The 22,956-nt window shown below is 75.4% G+C and carries 13 protein-coding genes; 9 read left to right on the top strand and 4 right to left on the bottom strand.

Annotated elements, in window-relative coordinates:
* From GPA10_RS17255 to GPA10_RS17225, 7 genes are all read left to right on the top strand, one after another.
* On the top strand, window positions 1–4,535 hold a 4,535-nt coding region (locus GPA10_RS17255; protein ID WP_157166267.1), incomplete at its 5' end, for a non-ribosomal peptide synthetase.
* Entirely contained in the window at window positions 4,532–12,184 is a 7,653-nt protein-coding gene (locus GPA10_RS17250; protein ID WP_157166266.1) for a non-ribosomal peptide synthetase, read from the top strand. The genes GPA10_RS17255 and GPA10_RS17250, both read left to right, overlap by 4 nt.
* On the top strand, window positions 12,185–13,195 hold the full coding sequence (locus GPA10_RS17245; RefSeq protein WP_157166265.1) for a 3-oxoacyl-[acyl-carrier-protein] synthase III C-terminal domain-containing protein: 1,011 nt from the start codon (window positions 12,185–12,187) through the stop codon (window positions 13,193–13,195). It begins immediately after the preceding gene.
* Window positions 13,196–13,260: 65 nt separating this feature from the next.
* Window positions 13,261–13,545, top strand: coding sequence for an acyl carrier protein (locus GPA10_RS17240; protein WP_157166264.1), 285 nt, complete (start codon window positions 13,261–13,263; stop codon window positions 13,543–13,545).
* Window positions 13,542–14,804 (top strand): acyl-CoA dehydrogenase family protein, encoded by a 1,263-nt coding sequence (locus tag GPA10_RS17235; RefSeq protein WP_343040993.1) that lies wholly within the window; start codon window positions 13,542–13,544, stop codon window positions 14,802–14,804. The genes GPA10_RS17240 and GPA10_RS17235 overlap by 4 nt, the downstream gene beginning before the upstream one ends.
* Window positions 14,801–15,853 (top strand): HAD-IIIC family phosphatase, encoded by a 1,053-nt coding sequence (locus GPA10_RS17230; protein ID WP_157166263.1) that lies wholly within the window; start codon window positions 14,801–14,803, stop codon window positions 15,851–15,853. Before GPA10_RS17235 ends, GPA10_RS17230 begins: the two co-directional genes overlap by 4 nt.
* A gap of 79 nt (window positions 15,854–15,932) precedes the next feature.
* Complete coding sequence (locus GPA10_RS17225) at window positions 15,933–16,847, top strand: 3-hydroxyacyl-CoA dehydrogenase family protein (RefSeq protein WP_157166262.1); 915 nt, start codon at window positions 15,933–15,935, stop codon at window positions 16,845–16,847.
* Between the two features lie 144 nt (window positions 16,848–16,991).
* Here the strand turns inward: GPA10_RS17225 and GPA10_RS17220 are convergent, their stop codons facing one another.
* From GPA10_RS17220 to GPA10_RS17210, 3 genes are all read right to left on the bottom strand, one after another.
* Complete coding sequence (locus GPA10_RS17220) at window positions 16,992–17,600, bottom strand: sigma-70 family RNA polymerase sigma factor (RefSeq protein ID WP_157166261.1); 609 nt, start codon at window positions 17,598–17,600, stop codon at window positions 16,992–16,994.
* A 261-nt stretch (window positions 17,601–17,861) separates the two neighbouring features.
* On the bottom strand, window positions 17,862–18,695 hold the full coding sequence (locus GPA10_RS17215; protein ID WP_157166260.1) for a hypothetical protein: 834 nt from the start codon (window positions 18,693–18,695) through the stop codon (window positions 17,862–17,864).
* A gap of 234 nt (window positions 18,696–18,929) precedes the next feature.
* The gene (locus tag GPA10_RS17210; RefSeq protein WP_157166259.1) at window positions 18,930–19,151 is read right to left on the bottom strand and encodes a hypothetical protein; all 222 of its coding nucleotides are present in this window, start codon (window positions 19,149–19,151) and stop codon (window positions 18,930–18,932) included.
* Here GPA10_RS17210 and GPA10_RS17205 point away from each other — a divergent pair.
* Window positions 19,138–20,295, top strand: a complete 1,158-nt coding sequence (locus tag GPA10_RS17205; RefSeq protein ID WP_246259240.1) for an MFS transporter — start codon at window positions 19,138–19,140, stop codon at window positions 20,293–20,295. The two genes, GPA10_RS17210 and GPA10_RS17205, sit on opposite strands and share 14 nt — an antisense overlap.
* A gap of 50 nt (window positions 20,296–20,345) precedes the next feature.
* Window positions 20,346–21,524 carry a sugar ABC transporter permease gene (locus GPA10_RS17200; RefSeq protein WP_343040991.1) on the top strand — a complete coding sequence of 393 codons (1,179 nt, stop codon included), beginning with the start codon at window positions 20,346–20,348 and terminating at the stop codon, window positions 21,522–21,524.
* Between the two features lie 151 nt (window positions 21,525–21,675).
* On the opposite strand, the gene GPA10_RS17195 is transcribed toward GPA10_RS17200, so the two are convergent.
* Window positions 21,676–22,902: an acyl-CoA dehydrogenase family protein gene (locus GPA10_RS17195; protein WP_157166258.1), complete on the bottom strand. Its 1,227-nt coding sequence runs from the start codon at window positions 22,900–22,902 to the stop codon at window positions 21,676–21,678.
* Window positions 22,903–22,956: the final 54 nt, after the last annotated feature.

The raw sequence follows: 22,956 nt of genomic DNA, 5'->3' as shown, positions 1-22,956 counted from the left end.
CCCTCACCACCGGCGCGACCCTGGAAGTGGTCCGGGACGTGCTGGCGCTCGCCGAGCGCGACCACTGGGACGTGGACGTCATCAGCACCGTCCCCTCCGCCTTCGCCGAACTCGTCGACCACCTCGGCGACCGCCTCCACCCCACCGCCCTGGTCTTCGCCGGCGAAGCACTGCCCCCGGCCCTGGTCGACAAGATCCGCTCCCACTGGCCCGACGCCCGCATCGTCAACGGCTACGGCCCCAGCGAGACCTTCTACGCCACCGCCCACCGACTCGACCCCCACCAGCCCTACCCCACCGGCGTCCCCATCGGACACCCCCTGCCGGGCCTGCGCGCCCACATCCTCAGCCCCGGCCTCACCCCCCTGCCCCCCGGCACCGCCGGCGAGCTCTACCTCGCCGGAACCGGCGTCGGCCGCGGCTACCACCACCAGCCCGCCACCACCGTCACCCGCTTTCTCCCCGACCCCTACGGACCCCCCGGCGCCCGCATGTACCGCACCGGCGACCTGGCCCGCCTCACCCCCGAAGGACACCTCCACTACCTCGGCCGCACCGACACCCAGACCAAGATCCGCGGCTACCGCATCGAACCCGCCGAGATCGAGACCGCCCTCACCACCCACCCCCACCTCACCCAAGCCGCCGTCCTCACCAGGAGCGACGACGCCACCACCCCCTACCTGGCCGCCTATGTCGTCCCCGCCGACGGCCACCCCTGCCCCGAACCCGCGCGGCTGCGCGCCCACCTGGCCGCGCAGCTGCCCGAGTACATGATCCCCACTGCGTTCGTCGCCCTGCCGAGGCTGCCGCTCTCACCGAACGGCAAGCTCGACCACAAGGCCCTGCCCGCCCCCGACCGCACCACCAACACGCCCGTCCGCGGCCCCCGCACCCCTCAGGAGGCCCGTCTCGCCGATCTGTTCGCGGCCGTCCTGGGCGTCGAGGAGGTCGGGATCGACGACAGCTTCTTCGACCTGGGCGGGCATTCGCTGCTGGCGACGCGTCTGGTGAACCGGGTGCGTGCGGAGTTGGGGGTGGAGGTTCCGGTACGGGTGGTGTTCGAGGCGGTGACGGTGGCGGGGCTCGCGGAGCGGTTGGGGGCGCAGGCCCGCTCGGCACGCCCGGTGCTGCGGGCGGCCGGGGCGCGGCCGGAGCGGGTCCCGCTGTCCTTCGCGCAGCAGCGCCTGAAGTTCCTCGACGAGCTGGAGCCGCTGCCGACCTACCACCTCCCGTTCGCCGTACGCCTCGGCGGTGCCCTGGACACGGGCGCCCTCGCGGCGGCGGTGCGGGACGTGGTGGGGCGGCACGAGAGTCTGCGGACGCTGTTCGTACCGGACGCCACGGGCGTCGTCGCGCAGGTCGTGGTGCCCGCGCGGGACGTCGCCCTGGACGTACCGGTGCGGGACGTGGCGCCGGACGCGGTGACCGCCGAGGTGTCCCGGGAGGTCGCCCGCCGCTTCGACCTGTCGGTGGAGATACCCGTGCGGGCGTGTCTGCTGCGGTGCGCCCCGGACGAGCACGTACTGGTCCTCCTGATGCACCACATCGCCGCCGACGGCGAGTCCATGGGGCCGCTGGCCCGCGACCTGAGCACCGCCTATGCCGCCCGGACGCACGGCGCCCCGCCTTCGTGGGAGCCGCTCGCGGTGCAGTACGCGGATTATGCGCTGTGGCAGCGGGAGCTGCTCGGGGACGAGGCCGATCCGGGCAGTGTGCTCGCGGGGCAGTTGGCGTACTGGCGGGATGAGTTGGCGGGTGTCCCGCAGCCGTTGCGGCTGCCCCTTGACCGGCCGCGGCCGCCGGTGGCCGGGCATCGCGGGGACACCGTCGAGTTCGTCATCGAGCCCGGGCTCCTCGCCGCCGTCGAGGAGATGGCGCGGGCCCAGGGCGCCACGGTGCCGATGGTGCTCCAGTCCGCCCTGGTCGTGCTGCTGCGGCTCATGGGTGGCGGTGACGACGTGGCGGTCGGGTCCTCCATCGCGGGGCGCACGGACGAGGGCCTCGCGGACCTGGTCGGGTTCTTCGTCAACACGTGGGTGCTGCGTGCGGACCTGTCGGGCAATCCGTCGTTCGCGCAGGTGGTGCGGCAGGTGCGGGGCAAGGCGCTGGCGGCCTACGACCATCAGGACGTGCCGTTCGAGCGGCTCGTGGAGACCCTGAACCCGGAGCGGTCCGCCGCCCACCACCCGCTGTTCCAGGTCGCGTTCTCCTGGCAACAGGGTGCCGCCGACGGCCTCGAACTGCCCGGCGTCGAGGCCGTGCCCGAGCCCGTCGTCACCGGCACCGCCAAGTTCGACCTGCTCCTCCAGGCCGGGGAGCCGGCGCGGCGGGGCGGGCAGGGGCTCACCGGGCTCGTCGAGTACGCCACCGACCTGTTCGACCGCGACACCGCGGAGGAGTTCGCGGAGCGATTCGTACGCCTGGTGGGGGAGTTGGCGGCAGGCCCGGCGGCCCGTATCGACGGCGTGGACGCCCTGCTGCCCGCCGAGCGGGAACGGCTGCTCCGCGACGTCAACGACACGGCTGTGCCCGCACCGGACCTGACGGTGCCCGAGCTGTTCGCGCGACGGGTCGCCGCGACGCCCGACGCCGTCGCGGTGGTGAGCGGCGCGGAGACACTGACCTACCGGGACCTCGACGCCCGCGCCGACCGGCTCGCCCGGCGCCTCGTGCGACACGGGGTGCGCCCGGAGTCGCCCGTCGCCGTGGCCGTACCGAGGTCGCCCGCGTACGTCGTGGCCGTCCTCGCCGTCCTGAAGGCGGGCGGCGTGTATGTGCCGCTGGCCCACGACCACCCGGCCGAACGCCTGGAGTTCCTGCTGCGCGACGCGCGTCCCGCGCTGCTCGTCACGGCGTCGGAGGTCGCGGCCGGCCTGCCCGCGGGCGGCTGCCCGCGGCTGCTCGTCGACGAACAGGGCGGGGACCTCGTCGACGAACCGGGCTGGGACGCGGAGGAGGCCACCGGCGCGGTGCCTGCCGCAGCGCGGCCCGATCAGCTCGCGTACGTCATCTACACCTCAGGATCGACGGGCCTGCCCAAGGGCGCGGGGGTGAGCCACCGGGCCGTCGTCGGTCTCGCCGCGGACCGGAGCTGGTCCGGCGGCGCCCATGACCGGGTCCTGCTGCACTCGGCGCCGACGTTCGACATCTCCGGCTACGAGCTGTGGGTGCCGCTCCTGAACGGCGGCCGGATCGTGGTGGCGCCGCCCGGCGCCCTCGACGTCGACGCGCTCGCCGCCGTCGTGGCCGAGCAGCGCGTGACCGCGCTGTGCATGTCGGCGGGGCTCTTCGCCGTGCTCGCCGACGCCCGCCCGGAGAGCTTCGCCGGTGTGCGGGAGGCGCTGACCGGCGGTGAGCTGGTGCCCGCGGACGCGGTGGCGCGGGTACTGCGGGCCTGTCCCGGCACCACGGTGGTCAACGCGTACGGGCCGACCGAGGCGACCGTCTTCGCCACCACGCACCGCATCGCCGACGCCACCGCGATCGGCGAGGAGGTGCCGGTGGGGCGGCCCATGGACAACACGCGCGTGTACGTACTCGACGACCGGTTGCGGCCGGTGCCGAGGGGCGTGGCGGGCGAGCTGTACCTCGCGGGCCCCGGCCTGGCGCGCGGCTACGCGCACCGGCCCGAGCTCACCGCTGAACGGTTCGTGGCCTGCCCGTTCGGCGGGCCCGGGGAACGGATGTACCGGACGGGGGACGTGGTGGTGTGGACGAAGGACGGCGACCTCGTGTTCAAGGCACGCGCCGACGACCAGGTGAAGATCCGCGGGCACCGGGTGGAACCCGCCGAGGTGGAGGCGGCCCTGGCGACGCATCCCGGCGTGGCACGGGCGGCCGTGGTCGCCCGGGAGAGTCCGGGCGGGACCGGGGGGCGCCAACTGGTGGCGTACGTGGTACCGGTGGCGGTGGCCGGGGGCTCTGCGGCGGCCGGTGGCGGGGGAGCCCGCGATGCCGGGGAAGCGTCCCGTGTCGGGGAAGCGTCCCGTGCCGGGGAAGTGCCCTCTGCCGGGGAGGTGCCCTCTGCCGGGGAAGCGCCTGCCGGGGAAGCGCCTGCCAGGGAAGCGCCCCCTGCCGGGGAGATCCTCTCCGCCGACGTGTCCGGGAGCCTGCGCGCCCACCTGGCGCGGCGCCTCCCGCCGTACCTGGTGCCCTCCGTCTTCGTAGGGCTCGACGACCTGCCGCTGACCAGGAACGGCAAGGTCGACCGCCGTGCCCTGCCGGACCCGCGCGGCCCGGCGGCCCGCACCGGCACCGCCGGGGCGGCCCCGCGCACTCCCACCGAACGCGCGGTCGCCGCGATCTGGGCGGAGCTGCTCGACCGGGACGGCATCGGCGTGCACGAGAAGTTCTTCGAGGCCGGCGGCACCTCGCTCTCCCTCCTCGCGCTGAGCGGCCGCCTGACCGAACTGGGCGGACACAAGCTCCCGCTCAGCGCGCTCTTCGAGCACACCACGGTCGAGGCGATGGCCCGTCTGGTCGACGACGCGACCGCCGCAGACACCACTGACGAAATGGGGTTCGAGCTATGACACACCCGAGCCATCCCGGCCCGGAGGCCGTGGCGATCATCGGGGTGGCCCTGGCCCTGCCCGACGCCGACGACCTGGACACCCTGCACGAGAACCTGCTCGACGGGCGGAGCAGCATCCGCGAGCCCGGCAAGGACCGGGTGCACTACGCCGGGGCGCCCGCGGACGTCGACTACCTCAGGATGGGCTACCTGAGCCGGATCGACCTGTTCGACCACCGGTTCTTCGGCCTGTCGCTGCGCGAGGCCGAGCTGATGGACCCGCACCAGCGCATGGCCGCGCAACTCGCCCACCGGGCCTTCGAGAACGCCTGCTACGCACCCGGCGCGCTGAAGGGCTCCCGTACCGCCGTCGTCCTGAGCACGCCCGAACCGCACTACGCGAGCCTGTACACGGGGGACGACCCGCAGCAGCTCCTCGGCGCGCACCCGTCCGCGGTGGCCGCGCGCATCGCCTATCTCCTCGACCTCGCCGGGCCCTCGCTCGTCGTGGACACCGCGTGCAGCAGCAGCCTCACGGCGATCGCCGTGGCCGTGGAGAACCTGCGCAACGGGCAGGCCGACCTGGCGCTCGCGGGCGGCCTCAGCCTCTACCCGGTCATGATCCCCGAGCGGGACCGGGTGCCGATGCTCGGCCTGGAGTCCCCCGACGGCGTCTGCCGTCCCTTCGACGCCCGCGCGGACGGCTCCACCGGCGGCGAGGGCGGCGGCCTCGTCGTCCTCAAGCGGCTGTCCGACGCGCTCGCCGACGGGGACCACGTCCACGGGGTCCTGACGGGCATCGCCCTGAACCACAACGGGTTCCGCGCCACCAGCATGAGCGCGCCCAGCGCCCGCGGCCAGGCCGAAGTGATCGTCGAGGCCTGGCGGCAGGCGGGTACGCCCCGGCTCGACCACATCGAGTGCCACGGCTCGGGCACCCGGCTCGGCGACGTCATCGAGGCCGAGGGGCTGCGGCAGGCCTTCGCCGACGTGGGCGCGGACGCGGGCGCCGACGTGGGCGCAGTCGTGGGCGCCGACGCGTCCGGGAGCGACGCGTCCGGGGACGGCGGTGCCGGGAACGGTGGGACCGGAAGCGGTGGGGCCGGGTCCGGTGCCCCGACCGGGATCAGCGGCATCAAGGGCAACATCGGGCACCTCAACCACGCCGCCGGTGTCGCGGGCCTCTTCAAGGTCCTCGCCGGGCTCCGCCACGGCACGCGGTACCCCAACCCCAACTTCGAGACGCCCAACCCGCTCATCGACTTCACCGGACCCGTCCGCGTCGACGTCGACGCCACGCCGTGGCCGCGCACCGAGGGCGGCACGCGGCGCGCGGGCGTCAGCTCGTTCGGCCTGACGGGCACCAATGTGCACGCCGTCGTCGAGGAGCCGCCCGCCCCGGCCGTGCAGGAACCGGGGGCCCCGGAGGCCCCGGGTGCCGCGGAGGCCGCGGCACCGGCCGCCGAACTGGTCACCCTGTCCGCGAAGTCCCCGAAGGCACTGGCCGTGTACGCCGAGCGCGTCGCCGCCTTCCTCGACCGGACCGGGCACCCCCTCGCGCAGGTCGCGCACGCCCTGAACCGCGGCCGCGACGACCACCCGCACCGCTGGGCGGGCACCGCGCGCGACACCCGGGACCTCGCGGACCTGCTGCGCGCCGCCCGCCCCGGCGAGCGCGCCCCGGCCGCCGCCGCACCGCTGGTCCTGCTGTTCTCCGGCGACGCCGACCTGGGCGACGACACCTGGACGGCACTGGGCGAGGCCTTCCCCCGGCTCACCGCCCCCGCCCCCGAGCACGCCGCCGCCGACGCCTCCCCCGGTGCCCGCCTCCTCGCCCGGCAGCACGCGGCGTACCGCCTCGCGCGCTCCCTCGGCCTGACCGAGGCCCGGCTCGTCGGCTCCGGCATCGGCAATCTCGTCGTACGCGGCATCCAGAACCCGGCGACGGCCGACGCGTCCCGCCGGGCCGCGGCGACGGCCCCGCTGACCGGGCAGGTCGACGAGGCCGGGCTGCGCCGTGCGGTGCGCAGCCTCGCCGACGAGGGCGCCGTCCTGGTGGAGATGGGCGCCGACGGCACCCTGGCCCGGGAGATCTCCCGCGTCGCCCCCGAACTGCCCCTCGTACGCCTCTTCGCCGACCCCTCGCGCGAGGGCGTGCTCGGCGCGCTGGGCGCGCTCTACTCGTACGGCGTCGACATCGACTGGAGCCGCTACTACGCCGAGCGGCGCCCGCGCCGCGTCGAGCTGCCCACCTACCCCTTCGACGCCGACGAGGTGTCCTGCTGGTGCAGGCCGCCGGGCGCGCCGCTGCTCACCGCGGCGGCCGGGGTGTCCGCCGGCACGGTGGCCGGGCGCGCCGCGAGCGCGCCGGGGACGGCGGGCGGACCGGGCGACACCGAGAAGCGCCTCGCGGACATCTGGGAGCGGGTCCTGAAGGCCGACGAGGTCGGGCCCGACGCCAACTACTTCATGCTGGGGGGCACGTCGATCGCCGGCATCACCGTGCTGCGCGAGGCCGAGACCCACTTCGGCGTGCACCTCACCTTCGCCGACCTGCACCAGTACCCCGTGCTCAGGGATCTCGCCGCCCGGATCGACGCGCTGCGCTCGACCGGCCGGGAACAGGACGACTGGACGATCACGCCGGTCACCCGCCCGGGGCGGCTGCCGCTCTCCTTCAACCAGGAGCAGCTCTGGTACCTGGACCGGCTGCAGCCGGGCACCCCGCTCTACAACATCCCCACCAACACGCGCTACGTCGGCGACTTCGACCTCGCCGCGTTCCGCGGCGCGCTGCGCGACGTCGTGGACCGGCACGAGGTGCTGCGCACCCGCATCCTGGACAACGACGGCAGGCCCTACGCCCTCGCCGACGTGACCGAGCCCCGGTTCACCTTCCTCGACCTCGCGGCCCTGCCGGACGCCGCACGCGCCGCGGAGCTCTCCCGGGTCATGACCGCGGAGGCCACGGAGCCCTTCGACCTGGGCAGCGGCCCGCTGTTCCGCACCGTCGTCGTGCGGACCGGCGCGCGGGACCACGTCGTCCTGCACACCTGGCACCACATCGTCTTCGACGGCTGGGCCCCGGCCGTGTTCTACGGCGAGCTCTCCGCCTGCTACACCGCCCGCCGCACGGGCCGCACCGCGGAGCTGCCCGAACTGCCCGTGCAGTACGCGGACTTCGCGGCCTGGCAGCGCGAGTGGCTGGACGCCGGACGGATCGAGCGCGGCCTCGCCTACTGGCGCGGACAGCTGAGCGGCCTCACGGCCCCGGAGCTGCCGACCGACCATCCGCGCCCCGCGGCGCAGTCCTACCGCGGCGCCTATGTGAAGTTCGCCCTCGACCAGGACCTCTCCGACCGCATCAGGCAGTTCAGCGTCGGCGAGAGCACGACCAGCTTCGTCACCATGCTCGCCGTGGTCGACGCGGTCCTGCACCTGTGGGCCGGACAGTCGGACGTCGTCGTGGGCGCGGCGACCACCGGCCGGTTCAACCCCGCGACCCACGGCCTGATCGGCTACTTCAACAATCTCCTGCCGTTCCGTACGAAGGTCGATCCGGGCCTCGGCTTCCGGGACCTGGTGGCCCGGTGCGCGGCCACCGCCACCGGGGTCCTCGACCACGAGGAGATCCCCTTCGCGAAGATCGTCGCCGACACGGACCACCGCGACCCGTCACGGCACCCGGTGTTCACGGTCTGCTACACCCACCAGAACACCGTGTCGGCCTCCCTCGACCTCGCGGGCCTCACCCCCGAGAGCGTCGGCGACGACCTCTCCGGGGTGTCCGGTGTCGCCCCCGGCACCTCCAAGTTCGACCTCACCTTCGGCCTGTACGACCAGGACGGCGGCCCGATGACCGGCTATCTGGAGTACGCGGTCGACCTGTTCGAGGAGGCCACCGCGCGCCGGCTCGTCGACCTCTTCCAGGAGATCGCCGCCGCCGCGACGAGCACACCGGACCGGCCCCTCGCGGAACTCGGCACGGCCCCGGCGCCGAGCGGCTCCTCCGGCTCGACCGGCCCCTCTGACCCCTCTGCCCCCTCCCTCCTGGTCGGTGAGCGGCGCACGTGGGCCGGGGAGAACCGCCTGGTCACCGAGGTCTTCCAGGAGCACGCGGCACGGCGCCCCGACGAGGTCGCCGTCGTCGACGCGGCGGGCGAGCACACCTTCGCGGAGCTCGACCGGCGCGCGAACCGCCTCGCGCACCGGCTCCTCGCGCACGGCGTCGGCCCCGACAGGGCCGTACCGGTGCTCGCGGCCCGCGGCGCCGAACTCGTCGTCGGCTGGCTCGGCGTCCTGAAGGCGGGCGGCGCCGTCGCCACGCTCGACCCGGCCCTCCCCGCGGGGCGACTGCACAGCATCGTGTCCGGGATCACCGCGGCCGTCCTCGTCCTCGGCGAGGGCATGACGGCCGGCATGGCGGGCGCGGACCCGGACGTCCCGGTCGTCCGGATCGCCGACGCGGTCGCCGGTGCCGGTGGCGGGAGCGACGGCGGGGCCGCCGGGGCCGCCGGGGCCGACGGGGCCGCGTACGGCGACACCCCGCCCCCGCAGCGGGCCCGCGCCCGCGACCTCGCCTATGTCACGCACACCTCGGGCTCCACCGGACACCCGCACGGCTGCGAGGTCGAGCACAGGAGCCTGCTCAACCTGCTGCACTGGTTCGGCGAGGAAGCGGGCCTCACGACCGCGGACCGGATCGCCCAGATGGCCGCCCCCGGCTTCGACCTGGCGCTGCTCGAAGTCATGTCGGCGCTCCTGCACGGGGCGACGCTCTGCTTCGTGCAGGACCTCCTCCAGACCCCCGAGGCGCTCCTCGGCGCGCTCGCCGAGCACCGCGTCACCGTGGCCGGGCTCCCGACGCTGCTCGCCGAGACGCTGCTCACCGACCTCCCCGAGGTGCCGGGGCTCGCCCTGCGGTTCCTCCTCACCGGCGGCGATCTGCTCCGGGTCAGGCCCTTGCGCCGGACGCCGTTCGCGCTGCTCAACGCATACGGGCCCACGGAGTGCGCGGTCTGCGTCACCGGGGGCCGGGTGGCCGTGGCCGGGGGCGCCGGGACGGACCGGCTGCCGGACATCGGGCGGCCCTTCCCCAACGTCCGCGTGTACCTCCTCGACGCCGCGGGACGGCCGGTGCCGCGCGGCGAGGAGGGCGAGGTGTACCTCGGCGGGACGGCGACGGGCCGCGGCTACCACGGCAGGCCGGGCCTGACCGCGTCGCGGTTCGTCGCCGACCCGTACGCGGACGAGCCGGGGGCCCGGATGTACCGCACCGGCGACCTGGCCGCCGTCCGCGCCGACGGCACCATCGACTTCCGGGGGCGCACCGACGACCAGCTCGAACTCCGCGGCCACCGGGTGGAACCGGCCGAGATCGAGCGGGTCCTGATGGCACACCCGGGCGTCCGTGAGGCCCTCGTCCTCGCCGAGCGGCAGCCGTCCGGGGCACCGCTCCTCGTGGCCCACGTCGCGGGCGCGGACGCGCCCGCCGAGGCCGAGCTGACCGCGTGGGCGGCCCGGGAGCTGCCGGACCACATGGTCCCCGGCCGTGTACGGCACCACGACGACCTGCCCAGGACGAGCAACGGGAAGCTCGACCGCAAGCGGATGAGGAAGAGGGAGATGCTCGACCGCGACACGAAGCACGCGACGACTGCGGAGACGGTGGAGATGGTGGGGACTACGGGGGCTACGCGGGCTACGGGGGCTACGGGGATGGCGGGGACGGCGACGGTGGCGGTGGGGGAGACGGCGGCGGGGGCGGCGGAGATGGCGGCGGTCACGACCGCCGTGACGTCGGCGGCCGTGGTCGACGACGCCGGGCGCGAGGCCGAGCGCGTCCTCGGCGGCATCTGGGCCGAACTCCTCGGCGTGGACCGGGTGGCACCGGGCGACAACTTCTTCCGGATCGGCGGCGACTCGCTCCTGAGCGTGGGCATCGCCTCCCGCGCCACCCGCGCCGGGCTGCCCCTCACTCCGCACGACGTGCTGAGCCACCCGACGCTGCGCGAACTCGCCCTCCTGGCTGCGGGAGCTGCGGCAGCCGCGGGAGCCACCGGGGCCTCCGGGGCCTCCGGGGTAGCCGGGGCAGCCGGGACCGCCGGGTCGGCGGGCACCGTGCGGCGGCCCGCGCCCATCGCCGGGGCGGCGACGCCCGGCACCGCACCCGCGACCGCCCCGGCGACCGTGTCGGCGACGGTTCCCGGCGAGCCCGTCCCGCCCGCCCCGCTGGTGCACGCCCTGCTCACCGGATCGCCGGACGGCGCGAAGGACTTCGTCACCCCGCTGATCCTGGAGACGGCGCCCGGCATCCGCGCGGACGCGGTCCGGGCGGCGTTCGAGCGCCTCGTCGAGCTCCAGGAGCCGCTGCGCTACCGGTTCCGGCAGAACAGCCTCGGCTGGCGCATCGACTGCGTGGAGCGGGAGAGCGCCCGGATCGTCGACGCCACGGTCCTGCCGCCCCTCGACGAGGAGGCGCTGCAAGCCTGGCTCACCGGCGACCTGGACGAGCTGGTCGCCGCCGTCGACCTCGACCGCGGCCCCGTCCTGCGGGCCCGGTTCTACGACCGGGGCGCCGACCTGCCGGGCCTCGTCCTCCTGGTCGTCCACCACTTCGTCTCCGACTCGACGTCACTGGTCCCGCTGCTGGAGGACCTCGACGCAGCCCTCGCGGGCGAGGCCCCGACCGCGCCGCGCAGGGCCGCCTGGCGGGAGTGGACGCACCTGCTGCGCGCCATGGCCACCTCCGACGAGGTCGCGGGCGAACTCCCCTACTGGAAGGGCATCCTGGGCGCCGCCGCCGGCGCGCGGCCCGTGCCCGAGGACGGCGCCGACGGGGCACCGGCCGGGCTCGTGCGCCGTACCCTCGACGGCAGCCTGGTCGGCGCGCAGCTCACCGAGAACGGCCCGGCGGGCCAGCACGCGGCCTTGGCCGCCGTCGCCGTGGCGTGGTCGCGGTGGCGCGGCGAGCCGGGCGCCTTCCTGAGCACCGTCGGCATGGGTTCCGCGCCGAACGCGCTGTGGAACGGCGACCGGACCGAGTCGATGGGCTGGTTCACGCACGTGTTCCCGTCGTACGTGCGGGTGCCCTCCGGCGCCGGGACGGCCGAGACGCTGCCCGTCGCCGCCGCGGCGCTGCGGTCCGTGCCCAACGACGGCATCGGGTACGGCGTCCTGCGCCATCTCAGCCCGCCCGCCCCGCAGGTCGACGCGCTCCGCGCGCTGCCGGAGCCGCAGGTCCTGGTCGAGCACGTGGCCAGCGGCAACGACGGCCTCACCAAGCTGGGCGGCGCCTCGATCAGGCCCCGCCCGATGACCCTGGTGACCCTGCCGGACTCCATGCTCGGCCAGGTCCCGATCGTCGTCGAGACGCATGTGCGGGCCGGGGTGCTCGAACTGGGCGTGGTGCACCGCGGTTCGTTCGCCACCGCGGACATGGAGGCCTTCGCCGACCACCTCGTCGAGGCGTTCGCCGAGTACGCGACGGGCCGGGCGGCCGGAGCGGCCACAGAGCCCGCGACCGAAGCCATCGAGCCCGCGAGCGAAGTCACCGAGCCCGCGGCCGAAGCCACCGAGCCCGCAGCCGAAGCCACCGGCACTCATGCCGAAGCCACCAACGCCGAGAGCGTCACCGGCAGCGGCACGGACACCGACGGAGGCCGCTGAATGGCCACGCCCACCGCGCTCAAGGCGGTCGCGTGTCACCAGCCCGAGGGCGTGCTGCGCGTCGCCGGGCTGCCGGGGCTCGGGGGTCTCGGTGACGCCGAACGGGAGAGCTGCGCGCAGCTCGGGATCGACGAGGTCCGTGCGGACGACTCGCTGTCGGCGTTCGACCTCGCGGCCCGCGCCGCCCAGCGGGCCCTCGCCGACGCGGGGCTCACCGCGGCCGACCTCGGCGCGATCGTGCTCGTCGACGCCCGCGCGCCGGAGACGCTGATGACGTCGGCGGCCACCCGGTTGCAGGCGTTCCTCGGCGCGCGGCGAGCGGTGACGTTCTCCGTGGGCGGCCTCGGCTGCGTCTCCCTGACGCCGGCGCTGCTCGCCGCCCGCGGACTGCTCGCCGCCGACCCGGGCCTGGACCACGTCCTGGTCGCGCACGGCAGCAAACCGCCGACACCGCTGCGCTACCGGCACCCGGTGACCGTGAGCGGCGACGGCGGCGCGGCCGCGATCGTCTCCCGCAGCGGGCCCGTACGGATCCTCGACATCGTCCAGGAGACCAACGGCGACTACTGGGACCTCTTCCACGTCGACTACCGGGACCGGCCCACCGCCGAGTGGCGCGAGGAGTGCCGGGACATCCCCGGCTACTCCTTCCGGCTCGCCGTGGAGACCCGCAACCGCCTGCGCGACCTGTACCGCGGCCTCCTGGAGCGCAACGGTCTGCGACCGCAGGACATCGACTGCCACCTCAGCCACAACCTGTCCGTCGGCGCCTTCCGGTTCACCGAGGAGGCCCTCGACATCAAGATCGCTCCGTCCTGCTACGACAACCTCCGGCAGTACGGGCACCTCGGCCCGAACGACGTCCTGCTGAACCTGCGCACCGAACAGGAACGCGGCGGCCTCCGGGACGGCAGCCGCGCGGTGCTCCTGAGCGCGAGCCCGGTCGCCGCCTGGAGCCTGCTGCTCGTGGAGTCGGGCGAGGGCGCCACCACCCCGACCCACTACCTGTAGAGCCGTAGAGCCGTAGAGCCGTAGAGCCGTAGAGCTGAGAGCCGTAGATCTGTAGGGGAGATCGCATGGGAACACCGAACAAGGCCGACGTGCTCACCGCGCCGGTCGTCACCAAGGAGCTGAGCGAGTTCCTGACCGCGAACCTCGGCCAGGAACTCGCGCCCGACGACGACTACTTCACGCTCGGCCTCGTGAACTCCCTGTTCGCGATGGAACTGGTGACGTTCGTCGAGCGGCAGTACGCCATCGAGGTCCAGGTCGACGACCTCGACCTGGACAACTTCCGCACCCTCGGCAGGCTGCGCGACTTCGTCCTTGCCAAGACCGCGCACCGCGGCGCTGCGGCGTGAGCACCACCGCGCGGCCGCCCGCCACGACCCCGGACACTCCGGATACTCGGGGCACCCCGGGCGCCCCCGACACCTCCGTCGCCCTGGACGCCCTGGGCGCGGACCTCGCCGCATCCCTGCGTGAGGAAGCCGCCGCCTGGGACGCCCGTGGCGAGCTGCCCGCCGAGGTCAGGCTCGCGGTGGCGCGGGCCGGGCTGCTCGCGGCCGAGCTGCCGCACGCCCACGGCGGACTCGGCGCCTCGCCCGCCCAACTGGGCGAGCTGTGCGCCCGGCTGGGCGGCGTCTGCTCGTCGCTGCGCGGCCTGGTCACCGTACAGAGCATGGTGGCGGCGGCACTGCTGCGCTGGGGCACCGCCGAGCAGCGCGGGCGGTGGCTGCCCGCTCTGGCCCGCGGCGAGCTGCTCGCCGCGTTCGCCGCCACCGAGACGGAGGCGGGCAGCGACCTGGCGGCGGTCGCCACGGCCGTCGAGGAGCACGGCGAGCACGGCGACGAGCTCACCGTGACCGGCGGGAAGCGCTGGATCACCTTCGGCGAGATCGCGGACGTGTTCCTGGTCCTCGGGGTGTCCGGCACCTCGGACGGCCGCCCGGCCGCGGTGCTCGTGGAGGGGGACCGCCCCGGTGTCGTACGGGAGCCGGTGCGGGGCCAGCTCGGCATGCGGGCGGCCCAGTTGGCGCACGTGACGTTCGACCGGGTGCGGGTGCCGCGGGCGAACGCGGTGGCCCCGCCGGGGTTCGGCCTGTCGCACGTGGCGGCCGGGGCCCTCGACCACGGCCGGTTCACGGTCGCCTGGGGCTGCGTCGGGATGGCCGAGGCCTGTCTGCACGAGGCCGCCGGGCACGCCGTGCGGCGCAGCCAGGGCGGGGTGGCGCTCGCCGAGCACCAGCAGGTGCGCTCGCTGCTCGCCCGCGCGGTGGTGGACAGCAGGGCGGCACGCGAACTGTGCCTGCGGGCCGCGCGGCTGCGGGCCGCGGGCGACCCCGACGCCATCGCGGAGACCGTCGCCGCCAAGTACGCGGCGGCCGCCGCGGCGTCCTCGGTGGCGGGCAGCGCCGTGCAGGTCCTCGGCGCGTCCGGCTGCGCCCCGGACAGCGCGGTGGGCCGGTTCTACCGGGACGCCAAGATCATGGAGATCATCGAGGGCTCGGCACAGGTGTCCGAGCTGCACATCGCCGACCACCTGCTGCGCTCGCACGGCCACCGGCAGACCGTGCGGCGGCCTCGGGGAGCCGCACGAGGACAGGGAGACCCGCGATGACGGCCCGGAAGCGGAAACAGAAGCAGCAGAAGGTGAAGTGCCTGGTGTGGGACCTCGACGACACCTTGTGGGACGGCGTCGTCCTCGAAGGCGACGAGCCGCTCCCCTTCGCGACAGCGGTGAAGGCCCTGCACACCCTGGACCGGCGGGGCATCCTGCACGCGGTCGCCAGCCGCGGTGAGCACCACATCGCCGCGGGCCATCTGGCCGCGCAGGGCCTCGACGACCTGTTCACCGTCCTGGAGGTGAGCTGGGGCGCCAAGTCGGCGGCCGTCGAGCGGATCGCGGCGGAGCTGAACATCGGCATCGACACCGTCGCCTTCGTCGACAACGACGCGGTGGAGCGGGCCGAGGTGGCCGCGGCACTGCCCGACGTACGCTGCTACGCCGCCGACGCGGTGGCGGAGTTGGACACGTACGAGGAGTTCACGCCGGAGTTCGTCACGGACGAGTCGGCGCAGCGCCGCCGCCTCTACCGCACCGAGCGCCGCCGCAAGGAGGCGGAGACCGGGCACAGCGGCCCGCCCGCCGAGTTCCTCGCCTCCCTCGACCTGGTCCTCACGGTCCGCAGGGCCACGGAGACCGACCTCGCGCGGGCGCACGAGCTGACGGTGCGCACGCACCAGCTCAACACCACGGGGCGCACCTTCGACCTGGAGGAGCTGCGGCGGCTGTGCGCGGACCCCGGCCACGAGGTGATCGTCGCGAGCCTGGAGGACCGCTTCGGCTCGTACGGCACCATCGGCCTCGCGGTCACCGCGCTCCGCGACGGGGCGACGGTGCTCGAACTGCTCCTGATGTCCTGCCGGGTGATGTCGCGCGGCGCCGGAGCCGTCCTCATCGACCACATCGTCGCCGAGTCCCTGGCCGCGGGTCGCCGTCCGGTCGCCGAGTTCGTCCCCACCGACGTCAACCGGCAGATGCTGGTGACGCTGCGCTTCAGCGGCTTCTCGGTCGTCGAGGACACCGGCGGGCGCGTGACCCTGGCCATCGACCCGGAGAGACCGCCGCCCGCCCGCAAGCACCCCGTCCGAGTGGTGACCGCGTGACGGGCCCCGACGAGCCGACCGCCGACGAGCCGGTCCCCGACGAGCCGACCCCCGACGAGCACAGAACAGGGAGCAGCAGATGAACGAGCCGAGCAGTGCCACCGAGGGCGTCCAAGGCGGCGTCCACGGTGGCGCCGGGGACGTGATCGGTGTCGTGGGCGCAGGCACGATGGGCACCGGCATCGCCCAGTGCCTCGCCGAGGCCGGACACCGCGTGGTCGTGGTCGACCCCGGGGAGCAGGCCCTCGCCACCGCGCCGGCCCGGCTGCGCGACGGCATCCGTCTGGCCCGCATGTTCCGCGAGCAGCCCGCGGCCGTCCCCATGGACGCGGCCCTTCAGGCCGTCACGTGGACGCGCCGCACACAGGACCTGGCCGACGCGCGGTTCGTGCTCGAATGCGCGCCGGAGCGCATCCCGCTGAAGGAGAAGGTGTTCCGGGAACTCGACGACGTGTGCGGGGCCGACGCCGTGTTCGCCACGGTGACCTCGGCGATCCCCGTGGAGCGGCTCGCCGCGCACACGGGCAGGCCGCGGCAGGTGCTCGGCATGCACTTCATGAACCCGGCGCCGCTGAAGGAGGCGGTGGAGGTCGTCCGCGGACCGCGGACCGCGGACGAGACCCTCGACACCGCCCTCGCCCTGCTCGCGGGCATCGGCAAGACGGGCATCGTCGTCTCGGACGCGCCCGGCTTCGTCTCCAACCGGGTCCTGATGCTCACCGTCAACGAGGCGGCCACCGTGGTGGAGCAGGGCACCGCGGACGCCGCCACCGTCGACCGTGTCTTCCAGGAGTGCTTCGGCCACACCATGGGCCCGCTCGCCACCGGTGACCTCATCGGCCTGGACACCATCGTCGACACCTTGGAGGTGCTCCTGGAGTGCACGGGCGACCAACGCTTCGTGCCCTGCGGGCTGCTGCGGGGGATGGTGGCTGAGGGGCGACTCGGCCGCAAGTCCGGCGGAGGCTTCCACCGTTACGGTTCGCCCATGTGAGGGGCGCCCCGTCAGGGGCGCGGGGAACTGCGCGCTCAGCGCACGACAAGCCGCAGACGCGTCTGCCGAGCAACAGTGCAGACGCGTCTGCGGCTTTTTCGTGGCTGGTCGCGCAGTTCCCCGCGCCCCTTGCGGGGGCGTTGATCACGCGGCGGCGAGGGCCTCCAGGAGGGTGGCCCGCGCCCGCGCCACGCGGGAGCGCACGGTGCCGACGGGACAGCCGATCGCAGCAGCCGCCTCCGCGTAGGGCTGCTGGAGCACCTGCGTGAGGACGAACGCCTCGCGCCGCTCGGCCGGTATCGCGTCGAGGAGTTCGGCGAGCGCGATCCCGTCGTCGAAGCCCGGCAGACCGCGCGGCTGCGCCTGCTCGGCGGCGGTCTGCCAGTCGTCGCGGTCCGAAAGGCGGGGCCGCGCGGCGGCGTGCCGCAGGCTGTCGACGACGGTGCGCCGTGCGATGGAGAGGAGCCAGGTCCGCGCCGACGACCGCCCCTCGAACCGGTGCAGGCTGCCGAGCGCACGCAGGAACGTGTCCTGCGCGAGGTCGTCGGCGGCCTGCGGGTCGGCGCTGAGGTGCGCGACGTAGCGCAGTACGTCGCGGTGCAGGGCGCGCACGAAGCGCTCCACGGCTTCGGGATCGCCGTCGCGGGCGGCGAGGGCGAGGCGGGTCACGGGTTCGTCGGCGGCGTCGGTGCGGCGGGTGCGCGCCGGGGCGCCGTTCTTCTGGGCAGGGGGTGCCGTCAGGGCAGGAGTCATCGCCTGGTGTCCTTCTGGAATCCGGAGGAGCTCGGGATCCGGCCGCCCGCGCGCGGGCGTGGCCGGGGCGGTGTCGAGCCCGGCGCGCCGACGTACGGCGGGGCGCGGAGCGGCAGCCGGGTACGGGAACACGACCACGGGGCACGGGCCCGTGGCGCCGTGCCGTGTGCGTGGGAGGAGAGCCGTACCGAGCCGTGCGAGCGCCGAGCGGTGCCGTGGCGGGCCGGGGAAGTACCGGCTGCCGGCGGACAGCGGTTCCTGTCAGCCGGCAGCGATCCCGAGGGGCGGACCCCTGGACGTGATGGCGTACACGAGCAGCAGACGCCGCGCGCCGCGGACGCCGAAGTCCCGGCGCGGGCGCGGCCGCGGCCGGTGCGGGGGCTGCGGCAGCCGCAGCACGAGCCGCAGGGGCGCGGCGATCCACCCGGCGACGGCACGGCCCACGCGGAACGCGGCACGTTCGCCGTACGCGAGCCACAGGCCGCACAGGAGCGCGGCAAGGAGGTGCGCGGCGAGCATGCCGAACGGGGACATGCCGCCCATGTCGTGGCCGGAGTGCATGCCCGCCATGTCGTGGCCGCCGAACGCGTGCGCGCCCGCGCCGGATCCGCCCGCCGACCCGGGCACGTCGGAGGCGCCGCCGGAGGCGAGCGTCTCCTGCATGCCCATGGAGTGCCGGGTGTGTCCGGGCGGAGGCCCGTTCAGGCGGTCCGCGAGGCCCGCGTCGGTGACGGCGCGCACCGCGTCCGCCTCCGGCATGGTCCCCGCGCCCCCCGCTCCGCAGAGCAGATGACGTGCCCACTGCTGGGCCAGCGACGCACCGCCGGACGGCGCCTGGTGCAGGGCCTGGGCCAGCGAGAACCAGGTGTGCAGCGCCGCCTGGGCCACGACGGACGCGGAGGTGACGACGAGGATGCCGCGTTCGCGCCCGGCCAGGAGCCAGGCGCCCGCGAAGGTCGTGCCGGCCGCGCCGGGCAGCGCCCACCAGGGCAGCGGCGTGCTCGACATGAGCGCGTGGCCGGTGGCCGCGAGCAGCACGCAGGAGGCCGCGAACACCGCAGCCCGTACCGTGCGACAGCTTCGGCCCCCAGTCATGGCGGGCTCATCATGGCACCCGTCCCGCGACGGCAGCGCCCGGGTCCGGAATGTTCCGCCGCTGCGACGGCCGTGTGGCCCGGGTCACGGAGATCGCCGGGAACCAGGGGGACCGCGGATCCGACTCCTGCGACGGCCTGTTCGGCCGCTGGGCCGTATCCGCGCGTACGGGACCCCGTACGGGACTCGGCGACAGGACGCAGCGCGGACTCGGTACGGGACTCGGTACGGGACTTAGTGGGGGGGCGGGTGCATGGGGCCGGAGCCGGAGCCGGAGCGTGAGGGCGGCGACGGGCCGGACACGCGGGCGACCGGGACGTCGACGCCACCGGTGACGGGCGCAACGGCGAAGGACGCAACGGCGAGGGACGCGGCGGCGACGGGCGCGGCGGCGAAGAGTTCGGCGGCGACGGGCGCGGCGGCGAAGGGCGCGGCGCCGGGAATGCCGGTGCCCACTGCCCTCCTCACGTCCGCGATGGCCTTCTCCATGCTCCAGTTGTTCCTCCTCGGGGCGCTCGGGCCACGCCTGGTGGACGAGTTGGATATCTCACCCACCGTTCTCGGCCTGACCACGACGATCGGCTTCGGCACGGCGGCGGTCCTCTCACCGGTGGGCGGCCGGATCGTCGACCGGGTGGGTCCGCGCCGGGCCCTGGCCGCGCTGCTGCTGCTCTCGGCGGTGGCGCTCGGGCTGATCGGCGCGGCCCCCGGCGCGGGGTTCCTGCTGGCGGCGGTGGCCCTCGGCGGGCTCCCGCAGGCGCTCGCCAACCCGGCGACGAACAAGGCGATCCTGGCCGCCGTGGAACCCGCGCGCCGGGGCGCGGTCACCGGGATGAAGCAGTCCGGCGTCCAACTGGGCGCGTTCGCAGCGGGCCTGCCGCTCGCGGCCCTCGCGGGCGGGATCGGCTGGCGGGGAGCGGTGTGGACGGCGGCGGGCGCGGCGGTGGCGACCGCCGGGTGGGCGCTGCGCGCGCTGCCCGCGGATCCGCCCGCGCGGCCCGGCGCCGGGCCAGGTGCCGCCGTGGTCCCGCGGGGTGCGATCGCGTGGCTCACGGTCTTCTCCCTGTTCCTGGGCTGCGGTATCGCGTCCGTGAACACCTACCTCGCGCTGTACGGCGCGCACCGCCTCGATCTGGGGCCCGGTGCGGCGGGCGCGCTGGTCGCGGTGCTCGGCGTGGCCGGGGTGGTGGGCCGTGTCGCCTGGTCGCGGGCGGCCACGCCCGACCGCGCCGAGTGGCTGCCCGGCGGGCTCGCGGCGGGCGCGGTCGGCGCGGCGGTGCTCCTCGCGGGGGCCGCGGCGGTGGGGCCCCTGGTGTGGCCCGGGGCGGTGGCGGTGGGCGTGTTCGCGGTGTCGGCCAACGCGGTGTCCATGGTCCTCGTCATGCAACGCGCCGCCCCGGGCCGCGCGGGCCAGGACTCCGCCCTGGTCTCGGCGGGCTTCTTCACCGGTTTCGCGGTGGGTCCGCCTCTGTTCGGCCTGCTCGCGTCGGCGGGCCACTACGGGTGGGGCTGGGCCCTGGTGGCGGCGGAGTTCGCCGCGGCGAGCGCGGTGGGGGTGGGATGGGCGGTGCGGGGGAGGCGACGGCCCGAGGGCCGGTGACGCACGGTGCCCATGAGGCAGGAACGGCCGGGTTCGACGGGTGGGCCGGGGTGGCGCTGGACGCGGTGCTCGGGCGGGTCGCCGTCGGACTGGCCGACGTGGGGGCGCGGTTCCCGCTGTCCGCCGATCCGGACACCGGTACGTGGACGACCACCCGGCGCGGTTCCTGGACCGGCGGGTTCTGGGCGGGGCTGCTGTGGCTGCGGGCGCGGCACACGGGTGCGGCGGCCGACCGGGCCGCCGCCGAGGCGTGCACGGTCCGTCTCGCCGACTGGGCCGGCGCCGACACCGCGACGCGCGGCCTGATTCTCTGGTACGGCACCGCACTCGCCCCGGACTCGGTTCCCGCGACGCGGCTCCGGGCGCGCGCGGCGGGCACGTGCCTCACCGCGTACGACCCCCGACTGGGCCTCGTGCCCTGGGGCGACGCGTTCGGCGGCCCTCGCGCGCTGGCCCGCGCGGACGCCGTACCGGGCCTGGTACCGCTCCTCGCGTCGGCGGGCCCGCGGGGCAGGGAGGCGGCGACGTCCCATCTGGAACGGCACGTGGACCTCTGCCTGGGCGCAGTCGAGGAGACGCCGCCGCCTGTGGCCGGGCCGGACGGGGAGACACCGCCGCCCGTGGCCGGGCCGGACGGGGGATCCGCCCCGGTACCGCTGCGCGCGGCAGCGTGGCGGCACGAGCCCGGCACCGGCTGGCGCCCGCTCGCGGACCCGCCCGCGGGCTGGAGCCGCGGCCGGGCGTGGCTGCTGCTCGCCGTGGCGGACGCGCTGACCCTGCCCGGCGGCCCCGCCGGTGCCCCCGCGCGGCTGCGCGCGGTGGCGCGACACTTGGGCGCACCCCTGGCCACCACTCCGGCGCCCGGCGCCGACACGGCATCCGCCCCGCCCCGTCCCCTCGTCCCGCCCGCGGACGAAGCCCGCCCCGACGGCCCTTCGGACACCTCCGCCGCCGCCATCACCGCCGTCGCCCTGCTCAAGCTCGCGGCCCTGCCCGGCGGCGAGGCCTGCGGGCGCCGGGCGGAAGCCGTCCTCCGGCGTCTGGTCACCGCGCACCTGAGCGGTGACGGCGGCGGCGGTGGCGGACGGCCGCCGTCCGGCATGCTGCTCGACGGGTGCCACGACGCCGCCACCGGCACCGCCGTCCGGCACGAACTGGTCTGGGGCGACTTCTTCCTGGCCCTCGGCCTGGCCGCGCTCACGGGCCTGGTGGACCTCCGCGACGTATGAAGCACGACGTACGGCTTACGTGGTGCGGTGTACGTGGTGCGGCTTACGCGGTGCGGTATACGTGGTGCGGCGTACGTCTTGCGCAGCGGAGGCAGTCGTGTGCAGCGGAGGCACAGGCAGGCGCGGTACCGCCCGGGGTCGTCGACAGGGTCTAGGCGTACCCGCGCAGCACCCGCCGCGCCACCGACGTGATGTGCAGCTCGTCGGGACCGTCGAGGATGCGGGCCGCCCGCCCGGTGCGCAGCAGCGCGGGCAGCGCGGTGTCGGGGCCGAGCCCGGCCGCGCCGTGCACCTGGATCGCGGCGTCCACGACCTGCTGGAGGGTGCGTGCCGCCGCGACCTTGGCGAGCCCCACCTCGACGTGCGCGTCGGCGCCCGCGGCGAGCAGCGCCACCGCCTCGTGCACCAGCGGCCGCGCCGTACGCAGCGCGAGGAGCGACTCGAAGACATGGGCCTGCACGAGTTGGTGGGAGGCGAGCGGGCCACGCGACCCGGTGCGGGTCACCGCGCGGGCGGCCATCAGGTCGAAGGCCCGCTGCGCCTGCCCCAGCCACCGCAGGCACCGCAGCGTCCTGCCGAGTTGCAGCCGCTCCCCGGCGACGGTGAGAGCGGCACCGCGCTCGCCCACGAGTCCGTCGCCGGGCACCCGTACGCCCTCGAACGCGATCTCCCACTGCCCGCCCGCGCCGCTCGCCCCCAGGACGGGTAGTTCCCGTACGACACGGAATCCGGGCGCGGTGGTGGGCACCACGAAGAGGGACAGGCCGTCGCGGTCGGGGGACGCGCCGTCGGTGCGGGCGAGCACGGTGACGAGGTCGGCGCCCGCCGCGCCGGAGGTGAACCACTTGCGGCCGGTGAGGCGCCAGCTCCCGTCCGGGCGGAGGTCCGCGCGGGTCGTGGTGGCGACGGGGTCCGTGCCGGGTACGCCGGGTTCGGTCATGGCGTAGCACGTGCGGAGGTCGCCCGCGACGACGCGGGGGAGCCACTCCTCGCGGACCCGTGGAGTGCCGTGGCGGCGCAGCATCAGGACGTCGAGGAGCGGCGCGGAGCCGAGCGCGGCGGGCCCGTGGTCGCTGGCGCCCTCGGCCTCCGCGTACGCGGCGTAGCGCGCCAGGTCGAGCCCCTGACCGCCCAGTTCGACCGGCAGCGGCACCGCCCACAGCCCTTCCCGCCGGGCCTGCTCCTGTACTCCTCGCAGCACCGTGTCGGCCTTCGGCCCTCCGGCGTCGAGTACGTCCTCGCACGGTAGGACGTGCTCGCGCAGAAAGCCGACGACGCGCTTCCGAAGCAGCCCGGAATCGAGGCCGCCCCCGGGACCGGCCCCGGCCCCGGCCTCCCCAGCACCAGTCTCCGTCCCCGCTCCCGTTGCCTCTTCCATCCGATCCACCAGATCCACCAGATCCACCAGTTCCTCCCATTCGCCGGGAACCCG

Origin of the sequence: Streptomyces typhae (assembly GCF_009755605.1) — a bacterium.
Classification (GTDB): Bacteria; Actinomycetota; Actinomycetes; order Streptomycetales; family Streptomycetaceae; genus Streptomyces; species Streptomyces typhae.
The sequence above is the reverse complement of the archived record's forward strand: the minus strand, read 5'-3'. Positions and strand labels throughout refer to the sequence as shown.